9 protein-coding genes and 1 pseudogene are annotated in these 12,228 nt (G+C 71.8%); 3 read left to right on the forward strand and 7 right to left on the reverse strand.

The genetic code is table 11. The features are described 5' to 3' along the window. Nucleotides 1-33: 33 nt before the first annotated feature. Nucleotides 34-804 carry a DNA alkylation repair protein gene (locus ABWI07_RS39520; RefSeq protein ID WP_353821657.1) on the reverse strand — a complete coding sequence of 257 codons (771 nt, stop codon included), beginning with the start codon at nucleotides 802-804 and terminating at the stop codon, nucleotides 34-36. A 169-nt stretch (nucleotides 805-973) separates the two neighbouring features. Here ABWI07_RS39520 and ABWI07_RS39525 point away from each other — a divergent pair, with 169 nt between their 5' ends. Then, nucleotides 974-1,876, forward strand: coding sequence for a zinc metalloprotease (locus ABWI07_RS39525; RefSeq protein ID WP_200841829.1), 903 nt, complete (start codon nucleotides 974-976; stop codon nucleotides 1,874-1,876). A 110-nt stretch (nucleotides 1,877-1,986) separates the two neighbouring features. Here the strand turns inward: ABWI07_RS39525 and ABWI07_RS39530 are convergent, their stop codons facing one another. Together ABWI07_RS39530 and ABWI07_RS39535 are read right to left on the reverse strand one after the other, a co-directional pair. Further along, the gene (locus ABWI07_RS39530; RefSeq protein WP_149258972.1) at nucleotides 1,987-3,738 is read right to left on the reverse strand and encodes an FAD-dependent oxidoreductase; all 1,752 of its coding nucleotides are present in this window, start codon (nucleotides 3,736-3,738) and stop codon (nucleotides 1,987-1,989) included. A 9-nt stretch (nucleotides 3,739-3,747) separates the two neighbouring features. Beyond that, nucleotides 3,748-5,340: a succinic semialdehyde dehydrogenase gene (locus tag ABWI07_RS39535; protein ID WP_353821658.1), complete on the reverse strand. Its 1,593-nt coding sequence runs from the start codon at nucleotides 5,338-5,340 to the stop codon at nucleotides 3,748-3,750. Between the two features lie 546 nt (nucleotides 5,341-5,886). On the opposite strand from ABWI07_RS39535, the gene ABWI07_RS39540 reads away from it, so the two are divergent. Next, a complete protein-coding gene (locus ABWI07_RS39540) occupies nucleotides 5,887-6,543 on the forward strand; it encodes a TetR/AcrR family transcriptional regulator (RefSeq protein ID WP_149258971.1) in 657 nt (218 codons plus the stop codon). A gap of 23 nt (nucleotides 6,544-6,566) precedes the next feature. On the opposite strand, the gene ABWI07_RS39545 is transcribed toward ABWI07_RS39540, so the two are convergent. From ABWI07_RS39545 to guaB, 3 genes are all read right to left on the reverse strand, one after another. Continuing rightward, nucleotides 6,567-8,306 (reverse strand): glycerol-3-phosphate dehydrogenase/oxidase, encoded by a 1,740-nt coding sequence (locus tag ABWI07_RS39545; protein ID WP_149258970.1) that lies wholly within the window; start codon nucleotides 8,304-8,306, stop codon nucleotides 6,567-6,569. Between the two features lie 133 nt (nucleotides 8,307-8,439). Further along, a complete protein-coding gene (locus ABWI07_RS39550) occupies nucleotides 8,440-9,555 on the reverse strand; it encodes a GuaB3 family IMP dehydrogenase-related protein (RefSeq protein ID WP_149259529.1) in 1,116 nt (371 codons plus the stop codon). Between the two features lie 84 nt (nucleotides 9,556-9,639). Next, nucleotides 9,640-11,136 carry an IMP dehydrogenase gene (guaB, locus tag ABWI07_RS39555; protein ID WP_353821659.1) on the reverse strand — a complete coding sequence of 499 codons (1,497 nt, stop codon included), beginning with the start codon at nucleotides 11,134-11,136 and terminating at the stop codon, nucleotides 9,640-9,642. A gap of 242 nt (nucleotides 11,137-11,378) precedes the next feature. On the opposite strand from guaB, the gene ABWI07_RS39560 reads away from it, so the two are divergent. After that, nucleotides 11,379-11,768 carry a DUF5319 domain-containing protein gene (locus tag ABWI07_RS39560; protein WP_149258968.1) on the forward strand — a complete coding sequence of 130 codons (390 nt, stop codon included), beginning with the start codon at nucleotides 11,379-11,381 and terminating at the stop codon, nucleotides 11,766-11,768. A 39-nt stretch (nucleotides 11,769-11,807) separates the two neighbouring features. On the opposite strand, the pseudogene ABWI07_RS39565 reads toward ABWI07_RS39560, so the two are convergent. Continuing rightward, nucleotides 11,808-12,228: pseudogene (locus ABWI07_RS39565) on the reverse strand (hypothetical protein); the annotation flags it as partial.

Genomic DNA, 12,228 nt, shown 5'->3' on the forward strand with positions numbered 1-12,228 from the left:
GCCGCGGCCTGACCATCAGCCCCGGCCTTGCACTCAGCCCCGGCCCACTCCGGCCTTGCTCCTGGTGGCGGTCTTGTTCTTGGCGGTGGTCTTGAGGTGGGTCGCTACTTCGGGGGGTAGGCGGCGGACGGCCTCGCGTAGGGTCACGCCTGAGATGGTGTCGAGGCGGGGTTCGACCCAGGCGGCCACCCAGTCGGGGTCCTTCTTGGACAGTTCGCGGAGCACCCAGCCGATGACCTTGCGGATGAAGAACTCGCGTTCGGCGATCAGCGCGTCCCCGTAGCGGTCGATGCGGGCGAGGTCGGGATCTCCCGCCCGCACACCCGCCATGAGCGCCAGCATCGCCGTGCGCCGCACCCACATGTAGGGGTCGGCGACCCACGCGTCGAGCACCGCCGCCAGGTCCGGGTGGCGGAAGACCAGGGCGCCGACGACCTTCTCCGCGAGCTGGTCGACGTACACCCAGCTCGCCGAGTCGCGGATGAGCCGTTCGGCCAGGCTCACGTCGCGCGGCTCCAACAACGCCACCCGCTTCATGAGCACCTCGATGGCGGCCATGCGGGCCTCGTGCACCGGGCGGCCTTCGTCGGTGACGTCCCAGAGGGTCGCGGCGAGGGCGACCAGTTCCTCCCGTGTCGGCTTGGTCTTGACCGCCGACACCGCGATCCTGCGCAGCGCGGGAACGGGGACGCCGATATGGGCGAACTCGCTCTTCAGATAGCGCTTCTCCCCCTCGGCCCGCACCGGGTCCGCCTGCGCCCGCAGCTCGGCCATGATGCGTGCCGCCTCGGCCTCCACATCCATGGGGCCACGCTACGCCGCCGCGCTACGGCGCCGTATTCAGCATTACGCATCCGTGTTCGTTCAGGTTTGCTAAAGACGCGTTGTTTGTTCGCATTCACCCTAGTTCCAGCGATGACTCCGCTCCCCCAGCGCGCGCTCCCCCGCTCGCGCAGCACCCCCAAGGAGTTCCATGAAACGCGCCGGAATCGCCGCCGTACTCGGCATGGCCGCCGCCTTCACGGCGTACGCCCCTGCCGCACCCGCCACACTCGCCGCCCCTTCCGCCGGGCACGCCTCGTCCACCGTCTGCGCCGACCAGCCCGCGCAGGCCCGCGTCCGGGCCGGGGCCCACGCCACCGAGCGGAACCAGCCCGGAGCGGCCCAGGTCGCCGCGATGGAGAAGGACTTCCAGAACCGCGTCGGCAAGCTGAGGAAGGCGAGCACCGCGGCGGCCATCACCGTCCGGGTGCACTTCCAGGTCGTCTACGGCAGCGCGGGCAACGTGTCCGACTCGGTCCTGAACAAGCAGCTCACCGTCCTCAACAACGCCTACGCCGGCAGCGGCGTCACGTTCACTCTGGCCGAGATCAGGCGGACGCAGAACGCGGCCTGGTTCTCCGACCCCGAGGGCAACGAGAGGAAGATGAAGTCCGCGCTGCACACCGGCAACGCGCAGGACCTCAACTTCTACACCGCCGACCTCGGCAGCAGCCTCCTCGGCTGGGCCACGTTCCCGAGCAGCTACCGCTCCCAGCCGTCGATGGACGGCGTCGTCGTCCACTACCAGAGCCTGCCGGGCGGCTCGATCGGCAACTACAACGAGGGCGACACCGGAACCCACGAGGTCGGCCACTGGATGGGGCTCTACCACACGTTCCAGGGCGGGTGCAGCGGCTCCGGCGACAGCGTCTCCGACACGCCCGCCGAACAGAGCCCGGCCTCAGGCTGCCCGACCGGCCGCGACACCTGCTCGGCGCCCGGCGCCGACCCCATCCACAACTTCATGGACTACAGCTACGACTCCTGCATGTACGAGTTCACGCCGGGCCAGTCCACGCGCATGAAGAACCAGTGGGCCGCCTACCGCGCCTGATCCCCGACGGCGCCTGATTACGTACCCCGTCTGACCGGTGAGCCCGGTGCCGGAGCTTTCCGCTCCGGCACCGGGCTCCTCGGCTTCCGCCGGGGCGGCCACCGAGCGGGTCAGGCGATGTCGACTATCGGGAGTTTCAGAGCCGCGGGGGCGTCGGCCGGGACGACGGGGTTCTTCGGCGCGACCGGGGCGAGGCGCCGGTAGGCGTCGCCCAGGGCGGGGCGAGGGTCCTTCTCCGCACGGTTCGGCCAGAACGACATGGCGCGCTCGGCCTGGGCCGTGATGGTGAGCGACGGGTTGACGCCCAGGTTGGCCGAGACGGCGGAGCCGTCCACGACGTGCAGTCCGCGGTGCCCGTAGACGCGGTGGTAGGGGTCGATCACGCCCGTCTCGGCGGAGTCGCCGATCGCGCAGCCGCCGAGGAAGTGCGCGGTCATCGGGATGTCGAACAGGTCGCCCCAGGCGCCGCCCGGGATGCCGCCGATCTCCTCGGCGATCAGGCGGGTCGCCTCGTGCCCCTCGGGGATCCAGGTCGGGTTCGGCTCGCCGTGCCCGGCGGACGCGCGGACGTCCCACCCGAACGGGCCCTTCTTCGGGCTCAGCGTGATCGAGTTGTCGCGGGTCTGCATGACCAGCGCGATGACGGTCCGCTGCGACCAGCGCCGGACGTCGAAGAGCTGGACGAGGTCGCCGGGCCGGCGCACCACCTCACGGGCGAACTTCAGGATCCGCGGCCTGTGCCGCTCCCCCGGCCGGTCGCCGTCCACCAGGAGGGTCTGCAGGCTCGCGAGCAGGTTCGAGCCGCGGCCGTACCGGACGGGCTCGATGTGGGTGTCCGGCGTCGGGTGGAACGAGGACGTGATCGCCACGCCCTCGGAGAAGTCCGGGCCCGGCTTGCCGCCCCGGCGCCCGCCGCCCAGGATCGCCTCGGAGTTGGTGCGGGTCAGGGCGCCGAGCCGGTCGGACAGCCGCGGCAGCAGCCCGGTCGACTTCAGCTTGTGCAGGAGCTTCTGCGTCCCGTAGGTGCCCGCGGCGAAGACGACCTGCTCGGCAGTGAGCGTCTTGCGGTTGCGGCCGAACGAGCCGGTCCGGACGATGTCGACCTCGTAGCCGCCCCCGGCGCGCGGCCGCACCGCGGTGACGCGGCTGAGCGGCATCACCCGGGCGCCCGCCTTCTCGGCCAGGTACAGGTAGTTCTCCGTCAGCATGTTCTTCGAGCCGTGGCGGCAGCCCGTCATGCACTCGCCGCACTCCAGGCAGCCGCGCCGGCGCGGGCCCTCGCCACCGAAGTAGGGGTCGGCGCTCTCGATCCCGGCGCCGCGCCCGAAGTAGACGCCGACGGGCGTCTTCACGAACGTCTCGCCTTTGCCCATCCGGTCGGCGACCCGCTTCATGACCTTGTCGGCCGCCGTCGTCGTCGGGTTCTGGACGACGCCGAGCATGCGCTTCGCCTGCTCGTAGTAGGGCGCCAACTCGTCCCGCCAGTCGGTGATGTGCGCCCACTGCCGGTCCTTGAAGAACGGCTCCGGCGGGACGTACAGCGTGTTGGCGTAGTTGAGGGACCCGCCGCCGACGCCCGCGCCCGCCAGCACCATCACGCGGCTCGACTTCGCGCCGCGGATGAGGTGCATCCGCTGGATGCCGGTCAGGCCGAGCGCGGGCGCCCACAGGTAGCGGGCGATGCGCCAGTTCGTCCTCGGCAGCTCCGGATACCGGGACCCCGGCGCCCCGGCCGGGTTCGTGTCGAAGCGGCGGCCCGCCTCGATGACCCCGACCCGGTAGCCCTTCTCGGTCAGCCGCAGCGCCGAGACGCTGCCGCCGAACCCCGACCCGACGACGAGCACGTCGAAGTCATGCTTCACAGGCGTTCCCTACTTGATCCGCAGCTTCTTCATGAGCTTGATGCCGGTGGCCATGTAGTCGGCGAACTTGTCGTAGCCGATGGCGGCCGGCGGCTCCAGGTCCATGAAGTGCTGGCTCGCGACGGTCTGGACCTCGGTGAACTTCAGCAGCCCCTCGGACCCGTGGCGGCGTCCCACACCGGACTGCTTCATCCCGCCCATCGGGGAGTCGTACGAGGCGTACGCGGCGCCGTAGCCGTCGTTGATGTTGACCGTCCCCGCCTGGATGCGGGCGGCGATGCGGCGGCCGCGCGCCGCGTTCTTCGTCCACACCGACGCGTTCAGCCCGTAGGACGTGTCGTTGGCGCGGGCGACGACCTCGTCCTCGTCCCGGTACTTGTAGACGGAGACGACGGGGCCGAACGTCTCGTTCGCGCACAGGTCCATGTCGCCGTTGACGTCCGCGAGGACCGTCGGCTCGTAGAACAGCGGGCCGACGTCCGGACGGGCCTTCCCGCCGGCGAGGACGGTCGCGCCCTCCTTGACGGCCTGGTCGACGTGCGCGGAAACCGCGTCCAGCTGGCGCTTGTGGGTCAGCGAGCCCATCTCGGCCTCGAAGTTCAGGCCGGTGCCGAGCTTCATGCCCTTGACCAGCTCGACGAACCTCGGGACGAAGCGGTCGTAGACGTCCTCGTGCACGTACATCCGCTCGATCGAGATGCACAGCTGCCCGGCGTTGGTGAAGCACGCGCGGACGGCGCCGCGCGCGGCGCGCTCGACGTCGGCGTCCGGCATGACGATCATCGGGTTCTTGCCGCCGAGCTCCAGCGAGTAGGCGACCAGGCGCGGCGCCACCTTCTCCGCGATCGCCTTGCCACCGCGCGTGGAGCCGGTGAACGAGACGTAGTCGGCGTTGTCCACCAGCGGGTCGCCGATCTCGGACGGCTCCCCGACGACGATCTGCCACAGGTCCTTGGGCAGCCCGAGCGACACCAGCAGGTCGAGGACCCACAGGCTGGACAGGCAGGTCTGGGTGTCCGGCTTGTGGATGACCGCGTTGCCCGCCATCAGCGCCGGCGCGATGTCGCTGGCCCCGAGCGCGAACGGGTAGTTCCACGGCGCGATCAGCGCCACGACGCCCTTCGGGTGCCGCAGCTCCTGGACGCGGGTCACCCCGGGCATCATCCCCTGGCGGCGGCGCGGCTTCAGCAGCCGCGGGGCCCGCCGGGCGTAGTAGAGCGAGCACAGCGCCACATCGAGGAACTCCTCCATGGCGTGGCGGCGCGCCTTGCCGGTCTCCAGCTGGATGACGTCGAGGATCTCCTCGCGCCGGTCGACCAGGGCGTCCGCGAGCCGCAGGAAGGGCTTGACCCGCTCGCCCGCCGGCAGCGCCGCCCAGGCCCGCTGCGCCTTGCGCGCCCGCTCGTAGGCGGCCCGGACGTCCTCGGGGCTCGACAGCGGAACGGCCGCGAGCGGCTCACCGGTGAAGGGGGTGGGGATCGTCGCGGTCTCGGCGCCGTCCGAGACGACATGCGAGACCAGCCGGTCGATCAGCGCCTTGGGGAGGCTGTGCTCCGCCGCGCTCTTGGCAGAGTCCGCCGCGGCGTCGGCAGAGTCCTTCACGCCTCCGGTGCTTGCCGCGCCTTCGGCAGACTCCTTCACGCCTTCGGCGGAGTCCTTCGCGCCTTCGGCCGTGCTCGCCGTGCCATCGGCAGCGGTCTTCGCGCCTTCGGCAGTGTTCGCTGTGCCGTCAGCGGAGTCCTTCACGCCTTCGGCAGAGCTCGCCGGACCTTCGGCAGTGGTCTTCGCGCCTTCGGCAGAGTCCTTCACGCCTTCGGCAGAGTTCGTCGCGCCTTCGGCAGGGTCTGCCGCGCCTTCGGCAGGGACCGTCGGGGATGCCATGCAGGCAGGGTATGACCACCCGTCCAGTTTGGCTACCCGCAAGTAATGCGCTACTTGCAGTGATATGCCCCACTAGGTCCCGCCGACTCCCCCGGGCGATCCCGGTTTCTCCGACCGCGGCTGACAAACCTCGCCGAACGGACCGTTCCAAGCAGGCCGGAGTTGTGCAAGTCGAGGACTGACCGTGTCCGCCCGGTGTATCCCGAAAGCAGGAGGAGAATCTCAGCGCCGCCCGAGGGCGCGGCGCCGTCCAGGGGAGGGACAGCGATGACGCACGCCCGCGGCCGCACGCCCGAGGGTGACCCCGGCCGCCCCCGGCCGCGCCGGGACCGGCGGGAGCAGACCCGCGCCGCCCTGCTCGCCGCCGCCGAGCGCCTCTGGGCCGAACGCGGCATCCACGGCGCCTCGCTCGACGACATCGCCGCGGCCGCCGGCCTCACCAAGGGCGCCGTCTACTCCAACTTCGCCGGCAAGACCGACATGTTGCTCGCCCTGATGGAGCGCATCACCAGCGCCCGCACCCGCACCGGCGTCTGCGAGGAGCTCCGCGCCGCCGCCGAGGACGCCGAGGACGCCGACCCCACCGGCCGCCCGTCCCGCCGCGACCCGGGCGAGGCCCCACGCCGCCTCGCCCTGCTCCTGGTCGAGTTCTGGCTCTACGGCATGCGCGACTACGCCGCCGGGTGGCGCATCGCCGACTGGTACGCCGAACGCCGCGCCGAACTCGCCCGGGAGCTCCAACCCGCGGACGGCGCCGCCCCCGACGAAACCGCCCCCGACGGTATCGCTCCGGACGACCGCGCCACCCTCACCATGGCCCTCGACTTCGGCCTGGCATTCCAGCACCTCCTCGACCCCGTCCGGGTCCCCGCCGAGCTGTACAGCACCGGCAGGGCCCTCATGCGAGGCCGCCTCGAACGCTGAGCGCCAGGCCGGAGGCGACGGGGTCAGGGCGTGGCGACGGGGACGATGTCGGGGGCGCCGCGGCGGTGGGCGTCGGCCTCCTGGTCGCCCTCCTGCGTCTGGGAGGCGCGCTCCGCCTCGACGCGCTTGCGGTAGTACTCGATCTCCCTGTCGCGCTGCTTCTTGGACCAGCCCAGGACCGGGGCCAGCAGGTCGGCCGCCTCCTGGGCGACGCCGACGCCGCGGTCCCAGGTCTCGATGGAGATGCGGGTCCGGCGGGCGAGGACGTCGTTGAGGTGCCGGGCGCCCTCGTGGGTGGCGGCGTAGACGACCTCGGCGCGCAGGTAGTCGTCGGCCCCGCTCAGCGGCTTGGCGAGGTCGGGCTTGTCGGCGATGAGTTCGAGCAGGTCGTCCAGGAGCGTCCCGTAGCGGCGCAGGAGGTGTTCGATGCGGGCGACGTGCAGGCCGGAGCGCGCGGCGAGGCGGTGCCGGGCGTTCCACATGGCCTGGAAGCCGTCGCCGCCGACGAGCGGGATCCGGTCGGTGCAGGACTGGGCGACCTTGCCGTCGAGGCCGTGGGCGACCGCGTCGATGGCGTCCTTGGCCATGACCCGGTAGGTCGTGTACTTGCCGCCCGCCACCAGGACGAGGCCCGGGACGGGGTGCGCGACCACGTGCTCGCGGGAGAGCTTGGACGTCTCCTCGGTCTCGCCGGTGAGGAGGGGGCGCAGGCCCGCGTAGACGCCCTCCACGTCGTCGTGCGTGAGCGGCGTCGCCAGGACGGAGTTGACGTGGTCCAGCACGTAGTCGATGTCGGCCTTGGACGCGGCGGGGTGGGCCCTGTCGAGATCCCAGGCGGTGTCGGTGGTGCCGATGATCCAGTGGCGGCCCCAGGGGATCACGAAGAGCACCGACTTCTCGGTGCGCAGGATGAGCCCCGTCGAGGAGTGGATGCGGTCCTTCGGCACGACCAGGTGGATGCCCTTGGACGCCTTCACGTGGATCTGGCCGCGTCCGCCGACGAGCTCCTGGATGTCGTCGGTCCACACGCCGGTCGCGTTGACGACCTGCTTCGCGCGGACCTCGCTGGTAGCGCCGCCCTCAAGGTCGCGGATGCGCAGGCCGGTGACCCGCTCCCCCTCGCGCAGGAACCCGAGGCACTGGGTGCGCGAAGCGATCTGGGCGCCGTACTCCGCCGCCGTCCGCAGGACGGTCAGCACGTAGCGGGCGTCGTCGACCTGCGCGTCCCAGTACTGGATCGCGCCGGTGAAGGCGTCCTTGCGCAGGGACGGCGCGAGGCGCAGCGCGCCGCGGCGCGTCAGGTGCCGGTGGTGCGGGACGCCGCGCGTGCTGCCCATCTGGAAGGAGAGGGCGTCGTAGAGGGCCACGCCCGCACCGAGGTACGCGCGCTCCCACACGCGGTGCGTCGTCGGCAGCAGGAACGGGACGGGCTTCACCAGGTGCGGCGCGATCTGCTGGAGCAGCAGCGCGCGCTCGGTCAGCGCCTCCCGGACGAGGTCGAAGTTGTACTGCTCCAGGTAGCGCAGCCCGCCGTGGATCAGCTTGGAGGACCGCGACGACGTCCCGGACGCGTAGTCGCGGGCCTCGACCACCGCGACCGACAGGCCGCGGGTGGCCGCGTCGAGCGCCGCGCCGGCGCCGACGATGCCGCCGCCGACCACGACGACGTCGAACTCCTCGCGGGCCATGCGGTCAAGGGCCGCCGCCCGCTCGGCCGGGCCGAGCCGGGAGCTTCCAAGACCCGTCACCGGTGATCCCGTCATCGCGCATCCCCCCACAGCGGTTCGGTTTCGGAACAGGTTCCTACCCAAGAGTAAGGACCGGTTCACCCCGAGATGCGATCAAACGGGGGTGGGGTGTCTCTCAGTCGGCGGCCGGCTCAGCCCCTGGACCGGCTCAGTCCGTGGACTGCCCGGGGGCCACGACGACCTGGACCCGCTGGAACTCCTTCAGCTCCGTGTACCCGGCGGTGGCCATCGAGCGGCGCAGCGCGCCGATCAGGTTCATGGAGCCGTCGGCCACGTGGGACGGGCCGTGCAGGATCTGCTCCATCGTCCCGATCGTCCCGATCTCGATGCGGGTGCCGCGGGGGACGTCGCCGTGGTGGGCCTCGCTGCCCCAGTGGTAGCCGCGTCCGGGCGCCTCGGTGGAGCGGGCGAACGGGGAGCCGACCATCACGGCGTCGGAGCCGCAGGCGAACGCCTTGGCGATGTCGCCGCTGTTGACCATGCCGCCATCGGCGATCACGTGCACGTAGCGGCCGCCGGACTCGTCCATGTAGTCGCGGCGGGCGGCGGCCACGTCGGCGACCGCGGTGGCCATCGGGACCGCGACGCCGAGGACGGTCCGCGTCGTGTGCCCGGAACCGCCGCCGAACCCGACCAGCACGCCGGCCGCGCCGGTGCGCATCAGGTGCAGCGCCGCCGTGTAGGTGGAGCAGCCGCCGACGATCACGGGGACGTCGAGGTCGTAGATGAACTGCTTGAGGTTCAGCGGCTCCGCGCGCCCGGACACGTGCTCGGCGGACACGGTCGTCCCGCGGATCACGAACAGGTCGACGCCCGCGTCGATGACGGCCTTGTGGAACTGTGCGGTGCGCTGCGGCGACAGCCGCGCCGCGACGGTGACGCCCGCCTCGCGGACCTCCTCGATCCGGCGGCCGATCAGCTCTTCCTTGATCGGCTCGGAGTAGATCTCCTGGAGCCGCTGGGTGGCGCGGACGTCGTCCAGCGAGGCGATCTCGGCGAGCAGCGGCTCGGGGCTCTCGTAGCGCGTCCAGAGCCCTTCGAGGTCGAGCACGGCGAGCCCGCCGAGCCGTCCGACGGCGATCGCGGTGGCGGGGCTGACGACGCTGTCCATCGGCGCGACGACCAGCGGCATCTCGAACCGGTAGGCGTCGATCTGCCAGGCGACGCTGACCTCCTCGGGATCGCGCGTCCGGCGGGACGGCACGATGCCGATGTCGTCGAAGGCGTACGCCCGGCGGCCGCTCTTGCCACGGCCGATCTCCACCTCAGCAGCCACTGCGCCCTTCCTCCACGTGATCTGGTCTTCCCGCGGTTCGCGGGACCAAGCCCCGGAAGAGCTTACGTCAGGTCAGCGGCCCTGGTAGTTGGGGGCCTCCACCGTCATCTGGATGTCGTGCGGGTGGCTCTCGCGCAGGCCCGCGACGCTGATGCGCATGAGCTGGCCGCGCTCCTGGAGCTCGGGGATGGTGCGGGTGCCCGCGTACCACATCGACTGGTGGAGCCCGCCGACGAGCTGGTGCGCGACGTTGGCGAGGGGCCCGCGGTAGGGGACCTGGCCCTCGACGCCCTCCGGGATCAGCTTCTCCTCGGCGTTGACGTCGGCCTGGGCGTAGCGGTCCTTGGAGTACGAGGCGCCGCGCTCGCGGTTGCGCATCGCGCCGAGCGAGCCCATGCCGCGGTAGGACTTGTACTGCTTGCCGTGGACGAAGATCAGCTCGCCCGGGGACTCCTCGACGCCGGCGAGCAGGCTGCCGAGCATCACCGTGTCGGCGCCCGCGACCAGGGCCTTGGCGATGTCGCCCGAGTACTGCAGGCCGCCGTCCCCGATCACCGGGACGCCGGCCTCCTTCGCCGCGCGGGACGCCTCGAAGATCGCGGTGATCTGCGGGACGCCGACGCCGGCGACGATGCGGGTGGTGCAGATGGAGCCGGGGCCCACGCCGACCTTGATCGCGTCGGCGCCCGCGTCCACCAGGACCTGGGCGCCCGCCGCGGTGGCGACGTTGCCGCCGACGACCTGGACGGACGAGTTGCCCTTGATCGCGGCGATCGTGTCGGCGACGCCCTTGGAGTGGCCGTGCGCCGTGTCCACGATGATGACGTCGGTACCGGCCTCGATGAGGGCGCGGGCGCGGCGCAGCGCGTCCTCGCCGACGCCCACGGCCGCGGCGACGAGCAGGCGGCCGTCGGCGTCCTTGGTGGAGTCGGGGTACTGCTCGCTCTTGGTGAAGTCCTTGGTGGTGATCAGGCCCTTGAGGCGGCCGTCGGCGTCGACGAGCGGGAGCTTCTCCACCTTGTTGCCCGCGAGCAGGCGGAACGCGTCCTCGCGGGAGACGTCCACCGGGGCGGTGACGAGCGGCATCGCCGTCATGACCTCGCGGACGGGGCGGGACAGGTCGGTCTCGAAGCGCATGTCCCGGTTGGTCACGATGCCGACCAGCACACCGCGCACGTCGGTGACCGGCACGCCGGAGATCCGGTAGCGGGCGCACAGCGCCTCGACGTCGGCGAGCGTGGCGTCCGGCAGGCAGGTCACCGGGTTGGTGATCATCCCGGCCTCGGAGCGCTTGACCCGGTCTGCCTCCGCGGCCTGCTCCTCGATCGACATGTTGCGGTGCAGCACGCCGATGCCGCCCTGGCGCGCCATCGCGACCGCGGTGCGGGCCTCGGTGACGGTGTCCATCGCCGCCGAGACGAGCGGGATCCGCAGCGAGATCTCGCGGGTCAGCCGGGTCGTGGTGTCGGCCTCGCCCGGCTGCAGGTCGGAGTAGCCCGGCAGCAGGAGCACGTCGTCGAAGGTCAGGCCCTGCGGGAGGAACTTGTCGGGCGCGGCGGCGGGGTTCATGACAACCTTCCCGTAATGGTGGCGACGTCGGGCCAGGTCACAAGGACCCTGTCCCCATGGTAGGGGCCTGAGCCCGCGGCGGGACGGGCTTTGCCCGCGGCGGTCACGTGGTCTTGGTGACATCTCCCAACACGCCGGGCGGTCCTTCCCATTCCCCTGACCGCCCTTACGCTTCGCGACCGTTCGCACTCGGAGAGGAGCGGGGGTGCACCTCACGGGGCGTCGCGCAGTAGCGTGGGGGTGTGCACGACGATGCTCCGCTCGACCCGTTCGCCGGAGACCCGGAGGATCCCGCGGCGGCGCTCGGCGACCCGAGCGACGAGACCGCTCCGCTCAGCGTGACGGAGCGGGAGGACGTGCTGGCCGACCTCGCCGACCTGGAGGTCTTCCGGGCCCTGCTGGAGCCGCTCGGCGTACGCGGCCTCACGGTCGACTGCGGCGACTGCGGCAAGCTGCACTACATCGACTGGGAGCTGCTGCACGGCAACCTGCGCCACCTCCTGGACGAGGGCCTTCCCCGCGTGCACGAGCCCGCCCTCTCCCCCGATCCCGTCGACTACGTCAGCTGGGAGTACGCCCGCGGCTACGTCGACGGCGTGATCGACAGCGAAGAGGGCCGCGACGAGAACTGACCCCGCCGGTTCGCACGAAGTGCGTGCCGAGGAGGTTTCTCAGTCCTCGATGGAGCGGTTCTGGTAGTCGAGGGCCCGCTTGCGGACTATCCGGCGCAGGTCGTCCAGGCGGAGTCGGGGGTCGTCGGCGGACTGCGCCTCGGGCTTGTCGCCCGGGTCCGTGAACATCATCGGGGCCTCCTGCCGGTGCGGGGGGCGCCGGGGAATCAGCCTCGGGACGCCGCTCTCACCGCGCCGCTTGAACTGCCGGTAGTCCCCACGGCCCAGGCCAGGGTCGTCGGACGGCGTGCGCTGCGCGGGGCGTCCGGCATCCGGCGCGGGGCGCACGGGCGTCTGGGGGCGTTCGAGGACACCGGCCTCGGAGTCGGCGGTCCGGTCGACGTCCTCCGCCACGCCGGCCGCGCTCGGCGCCGGGGAGGCGGTGGTGCGCTCGGCGGGGGGGGGGGGCGGGGGGCGCGCC

It is taken from the genome of Actinomadura sp. NPDC000600, assembly GCF_040492135.1.
Lineage (GTDB): Bacteria > Actinomycetota > Actinomycetes > Streptosporangiales > Streptosporangiaceae > Spirillospora.

Excerpts from the sequence above, each read along its gene's own strand:
- ABWI07_RS39520 (WP_353821657.1), bottom strand. The coding sequence starts at position 804 with ATGGATGTGGAGGCCGAGGCGGCACGCATCATGGCCGAGCTGCGGGCG.
- ABWI07_RS39525 (WP_200841829.1), top strand. The coding sequence starts at position 974 with ATGAAACGCGCCGGAATCGCCGCCGTACTCGGCATGGCCGCCGCCTTC.
- ABWI07_RS39540 (WP_149258971.1), top strand. The coding sequence starts at position 5,887 with ATGACGCACGCCCGCGGCCGCACGCCCGAGGGTGACCCCGGCCGCCCC.
- ABWI07_RS39545 (WP_149258970.1), bottom strand. The coding sequence starts at position 8,306 with ATGACGGGATCACCGGTGACGGGTCTTGGAAGCTCCCGGCTCGGCCCG.
- guaB (WP_353821659.1), bottom strand. The coding sequence starts at position 11,136 with ATGAACCCCGCCGCCGCGCCCGACAAGTTCCTCCCGCAGGGCCTGACC.